This window comes from Neobacillus novalis NBRC 102450, assembly GCF_001591805.1.
GTDB lineage: Bacteria > Bacillota > Bacilli > Bacillales > Cytobacillaceae > Neobacillus > Neobacillus novalis.
Window position 1 is genome coordinate 1 of record NZ_BCVP01000023.1, and the last position, 13,922, is coordinate 13,922.

General features: G+C 41.0%; 13 protein-coding genes. 2 read left to right on the forward strand and 11 right to left on the reverse strand.

Translation table 11 applies throughout. The annotated features are described in order from the left end of the window. Nucleotides 1–274 precede the first annotated feature (274 nt). Complete coding sequence (locus tag BANVL01_RS16960; protein ID WP_235845628.1) at nucleotides 275–817, reverse strand: DinB family protein; 543 nt, start codon at nucleotides 815–817, stop codon at nucleotides 275–277. A gap of 211 nt (nucleotides 818–1,028) precedes the next feature. On the opposite strand from BANVL01_RS16960, the gene BANVL01_RS26835 reads away from it, so the two are divergent. Further along, nucleotides 1,029–1,172 carry a DUF3934 domain-containing protein gene (locus BANVL01_RS26835; protein ID WP_082805037.1) on the forward strand — a complete coding sequence of 48 codons (144 nt, stop codon included), beginning with the start codon at nucleotides 1,029–1,031 and terminating at the stop codon, nucleotides 1,170–1,172. Between the two features lie 86 nt (nucleotides 1,173–1,258). Here BANVL01_RS26835 and BANVL01_RS16965 read toward each other — a convergent pair whose 3' ends face one another. From BANVL01_RS16965 to BANVL01_RS16985, 5 genes are all read right to left on the reverse strand, one after another. Then, nucleotides 1,259–1,468, reverse strand: coding sequence for a hypothetical protein (locus BANVL01_RS16965; protein WP_066096033.1), 210 nt, complete (start codon nucleotides 1,466–1,468; stop codon nucleotides 1,259–1,261). Nucleotides 1,469–1,485: 17 nt separating this feature from the next. Further along, the gene (locus BANVL01_RS16970; RefSeq protein ID WP_066096030.1) at nucleotides 1,486–2,691 is read right to left on the reverse strand and encodes a hypothetical protein; all 1,206 of its coding nucleotides are present in this window, start codon (nucleotides 2,689–2,691) and stop codon (nucleotides 1,486–1,488) included. Next, nucleotides 2,691–3,167 (reverse strand): RNA polymerase sigma factor, encoded by a 477-nt coding sequence (locus tag BANVL01_RS16975; RefSeq protein WP_235845630.1) that lies wholly within the window; start codon nucleotides 3,165–3,167, stop codon nucleotides 2,691–2,693. The genes BANVL01_RS16970 and BANVL01_RS16975 overlap by 1 nt, the downstream gene beginning before the upstream one ends. Before the next feature lie 442 nt (nucleotides 3,168–3,609). Further along, a complete protein-coding gene (locus BANVL01_RS16980) occupies nucleotides 3,610–4,992 on the reverse strand; it encodes an L-cystine transporter (RefSeq protein WP_066096024.1) in 1,383 nt (460 codons plus the stop codon). Nucleotides 4,993–5,110: 118 nt separating this feature from the next. After that, complete coding sequence (locus BANVL01_RS16985; RefSeq protein ID WP_066096021.1) at nucleotides 5,111–7,300, reverse strand: alpha-galactosidase; 2,190 nt, start codon at nucleotides 7,298–7,300, stop codon at nucleotides 5,111–5,113. A gap of 124 nt (nucleotides 7,301–7,424) precedes the next feature. Between BANVL01_RS16985 and BANVL01_RS16990 the strand changes: the two genes are divergently transcribed. After that, nucleotides 7,425–8,072, forward strand: coding sequence for a DedA family protein (locus tag BANVL01_RS16990; RefSeq protein ID WP_235845632.1), 648 nt, complete (start codon nucleotides 7,425–7,427; stop codon nucleotides 8,070–8,072). 190 nt (nucleotides 8,073–8,262) lie between these two features. Here BANVL01_RS16990 and BANVL01_RS16995 read toward each other — a convergent pair whose 3' ends face one another. The 5 genes from BANVL01_RS16995 to BANVL01_RS17015 form a co-directional block, all read right to left on the reverse strand. After that, nucleotides 8,263–9,006, reverse strand: a complete 744-nt coding sequence (locus BANVL01_RS16995) for an NRDE family protein (protein WP_369689613.1) — start codon at nucleotides 9,004–9,006, stop codon at nucleotides 8,263–8,265. A 466-nt stretch (nucleotides 9,007–9,472) separates the two neighbouring features. Continuing rightward, nucleotides 9,473–10,804 carry a cation:proton antiporter gene (locus BANVL01_RS17000; RefSeq protein ID WP_066096012.1) on the reverse strand — a complete coding sequence of 444 codons (1,332 nt, stop codon included), beginning with the start codon at nucleotides 10,802–10,804 and terminating at the stop codon, nucleotides 9,473–9,475. A gap of 467 nt (nucleotides 10,805–11,271) precedes the next feature. Further along, the gene (locus BANVL01_RS17005) at nucleotides 11,272–12,009 is read right to left on the reverse strand and encodes a TPM domain-containing protein (protein ID WP_066096009.1); all 738 of its coding nucleotides are present in this window, start codon (nucleotides 12,007–12,009) and stop codon (nucleotides 11,272–11,274) included. After that, entirely contained in the window at nucleotides 12,009–12,569 is a 561-nt protein-coding gene (locus BANVL01_RS17010) for a LemA family protein (RefSeq protein ID WP_172800921.1), read from the reverse strand. The genes BANVL01_RS17005 and BANVL01_RS17010 overlap by 1 nt, the downstream gene beginning before the upstream one ends. A gap of 350 nt (nucleotides 12,570–12,919) precedes the next feature. Beyond that, the gene (locus tag BANVL01_RS17015) at nucleotides 12,920–13,756 is read right to left on the reverse strand and encodes a hypothetical protein (protein WP_156482345.1); all 837 of its coding nucleotides are present in this window, start codon (nucleotides 13,754–13,756) and stop codon (nucleotides 12,920–12,922) included. Between the last annotated feature and the right edge of the window lie 166 nt (nucleotides 13,757–13,922).

Here is a 13,922-nt window from a genome sequence, read left to right on the forward strand (position 1 = left end):
AACAATTTCTAGCCACTTCATTTAAAGCAACTATATTAGAATAACATTTCAAGTTGTTAATGTCAACAACTTTTTTTGTTTTCTTTCGTCTTGCTGACGACTTTTCATATATTACAGGAGATTAATAGATTGGTCAATACCTTTTCTAAAGTTTTTTTAAAATAAGAAGCAATAATATGTAAACAAAGCAGCAGTGTAGGTTAAGCTGCTTTGTTCAGGGCCGATCCCTTAGATAACTGGCATATTATAAGTGACCCAACCTCTTTGACTCCATTTAAGACTCTTTAAGTTTGCGCATCATTTTTTTGATAATGCGAATCTGCCCGCGATGGCTCAACTCGTCTTCAAACACATGAAACCACTTAAAGTAATTGTTTGCAGGGCGGTTCCACCAAAACGGAGTTTGCTCGAATAACCATTCATCAGGCAGGGTTTTAAACGTTTCAATTGTCGTGTTTCTAACATCAGCTAATTGTTCCAGATAATAATCAATTGTGTTCCCCTTGATTTGCTCTCTTGCGCTGCTTCCTAAGTCTAGTCCAGGATTCAGTTGACAAACTTCTTCATCCGTTAGATCCCGGTTTTCAAAGCTTTCAATTTGGTACGCTTTTTCAACGGCAGCCATATGGGCTAACAGCATTCCGATTGAATTCGCCTCGTCATCATAAAGAAAGTCCAGCTCCTCAACCGATAAATCTTTTACCACTTCCATTGTCGTTGCTCTCGTGTAATTCATCATTGAAACCAATTTGCTGAACTCTAGACCTAAGCCATCTTTTTGATCGATCAAAAATAATGTTTGCATATCCAAAGACATTTTAACTACCCCCAATTGGAGAAATGATTCTTACCTTTTATTCGGCAATTGCTAGGGAAAACCCTTTTATGGGAAATTAGGAGGGTATTAAATTTCCATGGGGCTTTTCTGCAATTATTGATCTAACATTTTTCCGGGCTAATTACAGTGGTTTGTGTTAAACTAACCAAACGACGGTTAGCTGAACGAACAAGAATAATGGAGTGGTTATATGAGTAAAGCTAAGGGAAAAAGCGGAACTGGCAGAGGAACTGGCAAGAAGGGCTGGAATCGCTGGCAAGCCGGCGCCAACAAAGCAAAAAGCGCCAAACCATATGTTAGCAAAGGTACGAAAAAAACAGATAGAGAGCAATAAGAATGACAATTCCAATAGAAAAAATACGATGCTCTTTCGAGAGCATCGTTGTTTTTATCCCTTATTAAAGTATTTTCCACCTACAGCTATTCTCTCATTAAAGTTGCCGGTTTACTTCCCTTGCTCACCACAACCTTTTCACCACGACCTATCAAACGACTTAAGAGCTTTTTCCAAAATGAACTTCCTTTTCTCTTTTTTGCAAACCAACTAAACCGCTCCGACTGGCATTGTTTATATCCCTCTTGGACATCTTTCATTCGTTGCTTGAGAGTATATTCATTCATATGAAACATTTCTCTTCCTCCCTTTCTTAAAGAGATAGTTCACCAACATTATGAAGAGCCGCCCCTTGTTCCTTTAACTTTTCTTCTTCAACACTTCCTGCGTTCACTCGGACGATGTTCTGAAGAACGCCTTTTAATTTCTTATCGCGGACCGTTATCTCCCCAAGGATATCTATTTCTACAACCTTATTTCGCAGCACCTCTTCGCTTACATCTTTATCAAGAATAAGCTTGCCATTAACGATAAAATTAGTCGGTTCATCTAAGGCGAGGAATTGTTCGTTCGACCAGACTTCTTCCCCCTCAATGATAAAAAAGCTATTTTCGTAGGATAAAATTTCTGTATCCAGCAGCAGGCTTGTGAGTTCATACATTAGGTCTTCTACCTGCTCATGGCAAACGATAACAGATGTGGAGTGAATTTTGCCGATGGACTCGGTGATTATTTCTCTTGTTACATCTGCATCAAACAAAATCGGCTTTTTTGTATATAAATTCTTTTGTTTGAAGCGGCGAATCGAACGGTTATTTAACCGCAGAGTCCTATTTAACACCTCATATCCTGCTGGAATCACCTCTATCTTACAACCCGCTAAAGAAGCTGTTTTTTTATATAAAAAGGCTTCCTGCTCTTCGTAAAGGGATATTTTTCCACTGACTTCCAACCTGCTAATTTTATCATCGAATTTTTCCATGTTTAAATCTTTTGAAAATGAAAGCACTCCACTTACAACTAAATATGCTTGCTCATCAATGGCTTCGAGGTATGAATTTGTTAAGGTGAATTTACCGCTTTCCATCCGTGGCGGAGTCTCTTGATAGCTTTCAAGCTCAAATACCCCTTTGGAGATAATAGGGCTAAGTAGGCCGGAAAGATGAGCAGGACTATAAACCTTCCCATTTACCATTAAATGAAGCAGCCCTTTTTTTAAATAATCAGGATGAACGTTTTTGTCAACAATAACTTCGCCGTTCACCAGTAGATGTATCGGCTCCGAAATAGATTTCAGGTAGGCCTCATCGAGTTTCAGTATTCCTTTAAAATGGCTATAGCCCTCTGGTACCTCACAGGTCGAACCAATATTTCCAATATTCAGCGCCGTTAAAAGATGGGCATTCCCTTTTCGGTAAAGTACCCTTCCGACATTTTCAATTCGTTCGATTCCCTTAATACTTTCTACTGTCGCATCCAGCAAATTTAACAAGCCAACATTTCCAATTCGTTGATTCATTATTTTTCCTCCTCTAGTACCGTTCTTAATTTTTTGATAGCTAAATGAAGTTTGTAACGCACCGTTGCAGCTGGCAGCCCCAATTGACTGCCGATTTCCTGGCTTGAAAGCCCCAGCCAATAGCGTTTAAAAATCAAATCACTTGTTGCCTGCGGCAAGTGGGATAAGAGTTCGGTTACTTCTAGGTGGCTATGAGCAGCCTCCTGAATAGAAAAGTCTAAATCGTCTTCCCACTCTGTTAACCGTTTTTCTTTTCTTCGTTCATCAATCATTTTGTTTTTCATGACACGGAAGAACCATGCCCGCTGCTTATAGTCTGGTAAAGTAAGTATCTTTTCTTCCTTTAATGCCTTAAGCACCGCATCCTGAACGAGGTCATTCGCTTCTGGTTCATGCCGAGCTATTGACCGCGCATAGCGATGCAGATCGTCTTTTAGCCTTTCATATAAATCACTCACTCCCACTTTGATCACCACTTTTGTTTTTTTATCACATCATCATTTGGGTTAATATTGAAGAATTTTTACTTTGAAGACTGCCTCTTGGCTTTGCATTTAAGTGAAGAAACTTTACTTTCCTTACGTTCTCATATAGGTAACGGTTGAAGACCGCAAAGTGTTGGAGGAATTTATAAAATATTTTAAAGTTTCCCGGGGTTCGGATGAACGAACTCGAAAAAACAGTCCTATACTTGTATTTAAACAAACGTTTGAACAGTTTTCCAACCTAATAATTCCAAGTCATTCGACCAGTTCAAGACAAAACTAAAGTGGCGCTCCGCCCCTTTTCCAGACACAAAAAATGGATAGCCATTTTTAGCTATCCAGCAGCGGAAAGAAATAGGATATCAGGCACTACAGAAGTGTCCACGTGGGGTGGACAAATGTGTTTCTATGGTGCCTGACACCCTTTATTTATTTAAGCTTCTACAACGTTTGGTTGTTGGTATATTTCGGTTTCTAGTTCTCCTGTTGCTTTGCTTGTTAATACGCCTGCTGTCATGGCGCCGCTGACGTTTAGGGCGGTGCGTCCCATGTCAATTAGCGGCTCGACTGAGATTAGCAGTCCGACTATCGCAATTGGCAGGTTCATGACAGATAACACGATTAGCGCTGCGAAGGTTGCCCCGCCGCCAACACCTGCGACACCAAAGGAACTAATCGCCACAACTAGAATTAGCGTGAGAATAAACGATGGACTTGTCGGATTAATTCCAGCCGATGGAGCAACCATTACAGCTAACATCGCTGGGTAAACTCCGGCACAGCCATTTTGGCCGATTGAAAGTCCGAAAGAACCGGCAAAGTTGGCAATTCCTTCAGAAACACCAAAGTCTTTTGTTTGTGTTTTGATTGTCATTGGCAAGGTCCCTGCACTTGTACGTGAAGTAAACGCAAAGGTTAACGTTGGTAATGCCTTTTTCACATAGTTCACAGGGCTTAATTTTGCAAATGATATTAGCAGTAAATGCACAATGAACATAAGAATGAGCGCCGCATAGGAAGCAATGACAAACTTACCTAGTTTCGCAATCGCATCATAATCACTTGTCGCTGTTACCTTGGTGATAATCGCTAAGATGCCATAAGGTGTTAGACGCAGGATTAGCGTAACAACCCTCATAATAACAGCGTACAACGTATCGATGATTTTCGCGAAAAACTCCCCATGCTCCGGATCCTTCCGTTTGACCCCAAGATAAGCAATCCCTATAAAGGCTGCAAAAATAACGACTGCAATTGTGGAAGTTGGACGCGCTCCTGTTAAATCTTGAAATGGATTACTTGGAACAAGTTCAATGATTTGCTGTGGAATCGTCATATTTTCAACGCTTACCACTTTTTCTTGTAAAAGAGCATTCCTCGCCTTTTCTGCATCACCTTCGTTTAGATGGATGCCATCAAGACCAAATCCTAAGGCAGAACCAATTCCAATAGCGGCAGAAATGGCCGTCGTTGCAAGCAAAATCCCGATAACGAGAAAACTGATTTTTCCGATATTTTTGGTTAATTTTAATTTCGTAAACGCCCCGACAATGGAAATGAATATAAGCGGCATAACTACCATTTGTAAAAGTTTTACATAACCGCTGCCGACAATGCTAAACCAATCAATGGAACCTGCTGTAACTTCGTGTGTAGTACCGTAGATTAAATGAATAATAAAACCAAAAATAATACCTAAACCTAATGCAGTAAAAACACGTTTTGAAAAAGAAACATGCTTTTTTTGCATCATGAACAAACCAAAAATAAGTAATAGTAAAACAGCTACGTTCACAATGATCAGAACGGTATTCATCAAATCCCCTCCTTAGTTAATTTATTGAAAATTCTAATACATATATTCCTATGCGTCAAGTCGGAATTTCATTATTTTTTAAAAATTTTAAAACATCCGAGGACGGAGGTTTTCGATTCTAATTTACCTGTTCAATTTGATAAAGAAATGAACTGAAATCTTTTTTAATTAATGGAAGCGTTAAGCCAATTTGCATAAGCTCATCCCCGTAAAAAACCTTATCACCTTTATTTACTCGGTAAGTATCCTCAGGCTTAAGTCCGCGCAATTTCAACCGGAAAAAGGGGGGATTCGGCATTGCCAATGTTTTATAATAAAAAACAACCGCACGTTCCTGTTTGGGCGAAACATACATCCATGCCGTATCCATACCAGCAAACGGACTCAACAGCCTGAATTGGTCACCAAAACAAACTAGGTCTTTGATTTGATGATATTGTTGGATTTGTTCGGCAACTAACGTTTTGTCCCTATCGCTCAGTTTATCGATGTTTAATTCAAAACCCAAATTTGCCGCCATCGCCACATGGCATCTCATTAACAGTGGGGTCGTTCTCTCGACCTGGTGGTTTGGCACATCTGAGACATGGGCCCCCATCGTAATCGCTGGGTATACGAGACTTGTTCCATATTGAATTTTTAACCGTTCGACCGCATCGGTATCATCACTCGTCCAGGTTTGAGGCATGTAATACAGCATGCCCGGATCAAAACGGCCGCCGCCTCCCGAGCAGCTTTCAAACAAAATTGCGGGAAAGCGGTCGGTTAGTTTTTCTAAAATCCGATACAAGCCTAGCATATAACGGTGTGCAGTTTCCTTTTGCCTTTCAGGCGGAAGCGCTGCCGAACCAATTTCGGTCATATTTCGGTTCATGTCCCATTTGACATAAGAAATCGAGGCACTCTTGAACACCTTTGAGAGCGTATCGATTAAGTATTCACAAACCTCTTCACGGCTTAGGTCAAGGACCAATTGATTTCTTGACAGCGTCCGCCGCCGCCCCGGCACATGCAGGCACCAATCGGGATGCCTGCGATACAATTCACTGTCTGGCGATACCATTTCCGGCTCGACCCACAATCCAAATTGCATCCCCTTCTTTCCAATATAATCAGCCAATCCTGCCAATCCATTCGGCAGTTTCTTCCGATATACGATCCAATCTCCTAACGAACTTTTATCGTTGTCACGATGCCCAAACCAGCCATCATCCAAGACAAACAGCTCAATTCCCAGCTCGTTTCCGGCTTCGGCAATCTTCTTTAACTTTTTTTCATTAAAATCAAAATAAGTGGCCTCCCAATTATTAATTAGAATCGGGCGGATTTTGTCGCGATAAACACCGCGGCAAATCCTGGTCCGCAGTAATTTATGATACGTTCTGGACATTCCACCAAGGCCATCTGAAGAATAGACCATAATCGCCTCAGGAGTTTGAAATGTTTCCCCCGGCTTTAACAGCCAGGTAAAATCAAATGGATTAATCCCGATGCTGAGCCTTGTTGTTTGAAAAGGGTCAACTTCAATGGCAGCTTGGAAATTCCCGCTATACACTAAACTAACCCCATAAACATCGCCGGACTCTTCATTCGCATTTTTCGAGAGAAGGGCAACAAACGGATTATGCTGATGGCTGCTTGCCCCCCTGGCGGAAGAAATGGTTTGCATCCCATGGTGTAGGGAGGAGCGTTCAATATGACGTTCCCGGCTCCAAGTCCCGTGCAGATGGAGCCAGTCCCAGTCCGCTTGATGGAAATCGACGGACATACTCATACATTTATGTAATTCCACTTCCCTGCTCCCAAGGTGCTCGAAGGAAACAGACCTTGTAATGACATCAAGGTCACGGTAGATTGTATAATGGAGGTTCATCCCAACCCCAAGCATTGAATCAACAAGCGTGATGACTAATGTATCCGCCTCTGAATCATCCTCGACATAGGCAGCAGGCAATCCCTTTAGCGGGCGTTTCCCTTGAAAAATCTCATGAGAATTGTAAACAAATTCTGTAATCGTTGACCCATCAGCGGAACGCAGCTGATAGGCAGGCGAACGAAAATCCCCATTTCCATACTCCGGATATTCTTGGGGCAGTGTATCAAGCGAAAACTTGGGGGCACCCGGTTCTGTCGTTGGCGAAAACGCCCTGCCCTTAAAGGCAAGGATGGAGGAAGGCTGTCGCATTTTCACCTGCCTGCCCCAATACAAATGAGCAGGATACTTCCCTAGGACAATCTGAATGATGTAACTAACCCTGCCATTATATAAATGAAACACTTTTTCCTTATCATTCCACTCAATTGGCATGCAGCTTCCCTCCTATCACCCCTACTATATTCACTCTAAAACTAAACAATGCGACCGTCGGAGTTAAAATTGGGTAATATACAACAAAGGTCTTACATTTTTCCCGCCCTTTTAGCAGAAAATAATGACGGTAATTATCTATATTGAAATAGGATGTGTAAGTTTTATGCAGCATTTGAATCATTTAATTGAACACTATGGGTATTTTGGCATTATCATTGCGTTGGTGGGAGGTATTATTGGGCTCCCGATCCCTGATGAGGTTTTGCTGACTTATGTAGGATATAACGTTTTTGGAGGCAAAATGTCTTACTTACCTTCACTGCTATCTGCCTTTGCTGGGGCATGTGGCGGTATTTCGCTTAGTTATTTTTTAGGTGTAAAACTAGGTCTGCCATTTTTAATAAAGTTTGGCCCTAAATTACATATTACGGAAGAAAAAGTGAGTAAAACAAGAAAACTTTTTTTGAAATTTGGACCTTTTCTCTTATTTGCCGGCTTTTTTATCCCGGGCGTCCGCCATATTACCGCCTATCTTGCCGGGATTAATGGCTATTCCTATCGAAGGTTTGCCCTATTTGCCTATTTAGGCGCGGTAACCTGGTGTTTTACTTTCATAACCCTCGGGAGGGTGCTCGGTGAGAACTGGATCCTCGTTGGAACAAATCTTTCTAAATATAGTATTTATTTGATTGTCACATTCCTGCTCGGCTGCCTTATTTTTTATACCTATTGGCGAAAAAAAAGGCTGCTGGGAATGATCGATAAATAACATCCTGATGTTGGAACTCCTTGAACTCGAGGAGTTTTTCTTTTTAGCCGATAGGAATGTATAACTTTCCAATCCAAATATTCTAAGCCTTGTCTCCGGCCTCCTGCTATTTTGATCGGTGTCTATGAAATCATTAATTAGGTGTCACGAACCATGAACGACAACAATCCCCTGCAACTGAAAAAATGCCTCATAGTGTTATCGTATATTGCTGATTATTTATACCATCTTTTGAAAAGACACGTTCTCCGTATTGAATTTCTTTTTCCGACATCAATAAAACAGTTGAGCTTCTTGTCCCGTAATGCTCACTTTTGATAAACAGCGGAGAAAGCATTCTTTCCCACTCTAATGAAACGCCTGTACTAGGAAGGATACCATCCGGTGCAGGGTCTGAATGCTGGAGGAGCTCGAAAAGCTTGTCTGTCAAATCCTCTTGTTTTCCTGTTAAGATTTCCGATAGACCTTCCCTGCCTAATTTCACCTTAGGCCATTCGGTATTTAATTGGTGATTGCTCACACCATGAATACCAGGCTCAATCTTTTGCAGCATCTGCCCAATATTCGAATAATAAAACAACTCATTTGCATCGCCCGCAAGCAGGTTATAGCCAGGATAGTCATGATTGTTCTTAACAAGGCCTTGCAGATAATCCTTTACATTCCCTTTGTGTTTCAAGGCTTCTGCCACCAGTTCGCCACGCGACCGTTTCCCTTCGGTTAACTCTTGAGGATTGCGATAGTTGGTCAGGGCCGCAAAACGCCCTTTGGCGGTCACTCCCATCCAAGTTCCCATTTTTTCTAGATCCCTTCCCGCGAGGATTTCAGGACTCTCTGCCCAGTAATGGATCGGTGCAGTCGGCCTCTGATAAAATTCATCACGATTCGCCGCCACGATGAGTTTATATACCGGATGTACTTGATAGGCAAACAAAATTAAACACATTACTATCACAGCCCTTTTTAAAAAGATTATAACAACTTCGGGTGTCAGGCACCCGTTTTTGGTTTAGACGTTTATTATGACATGAAATTTACCATTGATGAGAGGTTAACGCAATAAGGGGAATAAATTAGGCGCTTTATTAATGGGAACTGAATTTTTTCCTAAAATAGTATGTAAATTGGCCTTAAAATGGCCGTTTTTAGGCTCATTATTCTTCTAGAAAATGTTTTGGCTATTTTTAATAGGGTTTTGGCTACTTTTCAGGTGGTTTTGGCTTTTTTTTCAAGGGTTTTGGCTATTTTTCAGGGTGTTTTGGCTACTTTTTAAAGGGTTTTGGCTAATTAGACATTTACTGGAAAACTAATATCATACCAAAAAAAGTATCAGGCTCCTATTTCATGGTGCCTGACACCCCTATCAATATACTATTGGAAAAACCGGGTATCCCCGGCTTCTACTTAGCTGGATAATTTATTGTTTTAAAAGTATCGTCGTCATTTCTTTTTCGAGGAACTATTTTCTCATCGCCTGGCATTAGTCTCCAGCCTTTACTTACAACAATCCGCAGCCAAGTTCCCGGAATCCAGGAAGTCACAAGCGCTAACATAACAAGGATGGCGAAAAACTCCTGGTTAATGATACCCGTCGAATAGGCTACGGAGGAGAGGACGATGCCAGGACCACCCCGGTCATTAATCGCTAATCCTAAGTTTAAACTTGTAAAAGGGTCCTGCTTAATGGTACGGGAAGTAATATAAACAGCTATCGTCTGTGTTAATGTTGCAAATAATAGATAGCCAAGGAAGAACAATGGGTTAAAGTGTCTTACAAGATCCAATTGTAATCCCACCGTCGCAAAGTAGATCGGGATAAACCACGAAAAGGAGATATTTGACACCCCTTGTTCCAGCCGTTCAGACACCACTTTTGGCAAGGCTACTTTTGCAACAATCCCTGCAAGCAGAGCACCAAAGATTGCCTCAACATGAAGATTACCGGCAAGTGATGCAAGCATAAACATAATAAATAAGAAGTATCCTAAATTGGATGACCTGAACAAGAGATTCTGTTTAATGACGGTCATTCGTTTAAATAACACGTAGCCAAGAAACAAGGTGCCAAGAATAAACGCAGTCGATATAGAGAAACTTTTCACCGCAGTACCTACAGTAAAGACGCCCCCTTCGCTAGCAATCGCAGTGGCGAATCCTAATGCAATCCAAAGCAGCACGTCATGGATTCCAGCACAGGCAATTACAATTTTTGCAAAGCGAGTATGCATAATTCCAAGGTCATTAAATATTTTGGAAATGACAGGGATAGATGTCACAGCAATGGATATTGCAATGACAATTTTGAAAGCTAAGGTGTTGTTGGCTGTTCCTAGATAGGGAGTGATGTTAAACCATCCCGCGGCAAGCCAGCCGACGATGAACGCCGGAATGGTCGCACCAATTACTAATGCCGAGGTGATTTTTGCGTCTTCTTTATTAAATTTCGTCTGGAATTTAAGCCCCGAGCAGAACATCAATAGCAGTAAACCAAACTGATAAAGCAGCCCAAACAATTTGTCCTCACCGGCAAAACCCAAAAATATCCATTTAAATGCATCCGGGAAGAAATGTCCTAATAGTGTTGGACCAAGGACTAAGCCTGCAGCAACCTCCCCTATAACTCGTGGAATGAATATTCGCTCCGCTAAATACCCTAATAAATGTGCCATTGCTAATAAACATCCCATAGCCATCAAAAAATGACTAATTTCTGCCCCGCTTAAACTAAACATTCCGTTGATCACCCATTTCAGCTTTTATTGTTTACTTTTTATAAAGGTATGCAATAATAGCCTCAGTGAAATGGACAACTGTCCACTGCTTGTCAAAATTAGGCATGCGAGATTATAGTTATTGGTCGATGTTTTGTGGCTTGAAATTTACCATTGATGAGATGTTGGCGGAATATGAGGAATAAATCAGGCATTTTTTAGATGGAAACTGACTTTTTTCCTAAAATTATTTGTAAAACGGCCTTAAAGAGGTCGTTTTTTAGGTTCATTATTCTTCGAGAAAATGTTTTGGCTATTTTTTATAGGGTTTTGGCTACTTTTCAGGGGGTTTTGGCTAATTATACATTTACTGGAAAAATATACAGACTGGATTAATGTTTGTTTAGTTTTTCTATCAAATGAGAAAAGAGGCACCATGTGAAAAATTCACATGGTGCCTGACACCTAAAAATGACAACCAACAATTACTACCAACCCCGGCCAGCACCGCCGCCTCCGGACGAACCTCCCCCGCCGCCGCGGGAACCACCGCCGCCTCTTCCGCCACCCCTAGACAAGATAGAAAGCAGAAGATAAGTAAGGGTGCCGCCAAAGAATTTAAAGTCAAGGAACACGACGACAACTACAATAATAATGAGGAGCCATGGCGGAATCCCGATCCCTTCATTCTTAGGTGCTGACTGCCCTTCTCCCTCAACGCCATATTCAGCAAGTACTTCTTTCACCAGAACTTTGTAAGTTGCAACAACAGCATTATTTGGCTGTTGATTCTTTAGATAGGGAACAGCATTCTCATCAAGAATTCGTCCAGCCTTTCCATCAGGAATTCTGCCTTCGAGCCCATAACCCACTTCAATTCTTACCTTTTGTTCCTTCATCGCTAAAACGAGTAAGACCCCGTTGTTTTCCTTTTTGTTTCCAATTCCGTACTTTCGAAATGCCTCAACGGCAAATTCCTCTATTGTTCGATCCCCGATTGTCGGGATCGTCAAAACGGCAACCTGCGCTGTCGTTCGATTTTCAAGGCTTCTGCCTAAATTGATTAACTCAGCCTTTTCGTTTTCGTTTAAAACATGGGCAAAATCCTGTACATAAATATCTCCCACAGGTACGGGAATTTGAACATCCTCAGCAAGTGCATTTGCTGCACCTAGTAGAAAGGTGAAAAACACCAATAGAAGGCTGAAGATCCGTTTCGCATTCATCACCCATTGCCCCCAAAGTCAACCTGAGGCGCTTCCTGCGCTTTAGGATCCGCTTTGAAATATTCCTTTTCATTAAACCCGGCAATTCTTGCGATTATCGCTCCGGGAAATTGCTTTACTTTTTTGTTAAACACAGCGACCTGGTCATTATAATCCTTCCGGGCAACAGAGATTCGATTTTCCGTTCCAGCAAGCTCATCCATTAATTGCGCAAACTGCTGATTGGCCTTCAGGTCTGGATAATTTTCAACAACGACAAGCAAACGGCTTAACGCCCCTGATAATTCGGCGTTCGCAGTTGCTTCCTCACCCGGTGTTTTCGCCCCGGCGAGTCGGGCACGGGCATCGGAAATGGAAGTAATCACTTCTTTTTCATGTGCGGCATAGCCTTTCACCGTATTTACAAGGTTTGGAATTAAATCCAGCCTTCTTTGCAGTTGATTTTCTATTTGAGCATAAGACTGATTCACGTTTTCTTCGGAATTGACAAAGTTGTTATAGCTGGACATGAACATAAGGCCAAAAACAACAATGACCGCAATAACAATTCCGATTGCCATAAAACCTTTTTTCAAAATATCCACGCTCCTTTCTCACCTATAGTATATATCACATTTAAAATAAGTTACGCTTTTACCACATTAAATCAAATGATTGATTGAGGACGCGGACGGAAAAACTTGTTTGCCAATTTGTATTATTAATTCTCGATTTAATCAATAACAATCTGCAGTAGTCTTGACTGCGGTTTTTTGGTATCTGATTCCGTGCCATCAGTCTCTGTCAAAAAGTAAACAAAGTATTGATTCAACTATGTAAAAGCTGGTAAAAGGTGGGGAGTTCGTACAAATCAAAAACTTCTTTATAAGATTGAACAGCCCTTTGCTTATTCGCATCGGGCTGTTGACAGTTAATATTCGTACTTTTTATTCTCAATGATTGTATAGCCTTTTCCGTTTTCAATTACAATCATCATGAAATTATTTTTAACAAAGTTCTCACTGAACTCAACATTTTGTTTGTAAATACTTTCCTGCTTGCTGCTATCCTTAAAAACTCCCATATAAAGTGTATTTTCATTAAAAACCTGCTTGATTAGGGTAGTTTCTCCGTTTTCCATTGTAAATAACTGACTCACATATCCATCTCCGGAAGGGACAAACTCAAATACCTTTGTTTCTTTGCCATTAACTGAAAAACTAGCTTTTAGGGATTCAGTTTTCGTATCATATTCACCTGAAATATTCATACTTTGAATAGTCTCATCTTCTGATTTCATTTCCAGGTCGAACATGCAAATATCGCCTTTCAATTCAACGTGACCTTTACTATCTTGATTCATCACCGGCCCTTCCCAAACATTCTGTCCTGTTTTAGGAACGCCAGACAACATCGCTAATGGCATTAAAGGAATATCTGTGCTAAACAAGCCCATCAAAGAAATAGAGGCCATTGGATTTTCTTTTGAGACGGTTTCCAACATAGGGTCCAACATCTCATATGCTTTTTGTTTCACTTCCATATAATGTGTCATTCTAGTGGCAATAGGCGGAATAGCTGACTCTGCAAGTTCATCTTTCGGTGAAGCAGGTGTTTCATTGTCCTTTTTTTGTGGAGCTTTTCCTTCTTCTTTACTCAAGGGAGCTGTTCCCTCTGTTTCCTCTTTTACGTCGCTTTTACCACACCCGCTAATGGAAAAAAACATCAATAAAGTCGTCAACATCAGAAACATTTTATTTACTAACATTCGTTTTCGTTTCCCCATGCACCACACCCCCATTAAAACATCTTATGTTTCCTTAAAATATTTAATGAGCATTTTCCATTTCTTGATACATGTAACAAATATTCATCTAATCAGCCAAACAACAAAACAGGATCTCTACCACTATTCGGTGAAGGTGCTGTACTAT

Coding starts and splice junctions, on each gene's coding strand:
- BANVL01_RS16960 (WP_235845628.1), bottom strand. CDS start 817: ATGTCTTTGGATATGCAAACATTATTTTTGATCGATCAAAAAGATGGC.
- BANVL01_RS26835 (WP_082805037.1), top strand. CDS start 1,029: ATGAGTAAAGCTAAGGGAAAAAGCGGAACTGGCAGAGGAACTGGCAAG.
- BANVL01_RS16965 (WP_066096033.1), bottom strand. CDS start 1,468: ATGTTTCATATGAATGAATATACTCTCAAGCAACGAATGAAAGATGTC.
- BANVL01_RS16970 (WP_066096030.1), bottom strand. CDS start 2,691: ATGAATCAACGAATTGGAAATGTTGGCTTGTTAAATTTGCTGGATGCG.
- BANVL01_RS16980 (WP_066096024.1), bottom strand. CDS start 4,992: ATGAATACCGTTCTGATCATTGTGAACGTAGCTGTTTTACTATTACTT.
- BANVL01_RS16985 (WP_066096021.1), bottom strand. CDS start 7,300: ATGCCAATTGAGTGGAATGATAAGGAAAAAGTGTTTCATTTATATAAT.
- BANVL01_RS16990 (WP_235845632.1), top strand. CDS start 7,425: ATGACGGTAATTATCTATATTGAAATAGGATGTGTAAGTTTTATGCAG.
- BANVL01_RS17000 (WP_066096012.1), bottom strand. CDS start 10,804: ATGTTTAGTTTAAGCGGGGCAGAAATTAGTCATTTTTTGATGGCTATG.
- BANVL01_RS17005 (WP_066096009.1), bottom strand. CDS start 12,009: ATGAATGCGAAACGGATCTTCAGCCTTCTATTGGTGTTTTTCACCTTT.
- BANVL01_RS17010 (WP_172800921.1), bottom strand. CDS start 12,569: ATGGCAATCGGAATTGTTATTGCGGTCATTGTTGTTTTTGGCCTTATG.
- BANVL01_RS17015 (WP_156482345.1), bottom strand. CDS start 13,756: ATGTTAGTAAATAAAATGTTTCTGATGTTGACGACTTTATTGATGTTT.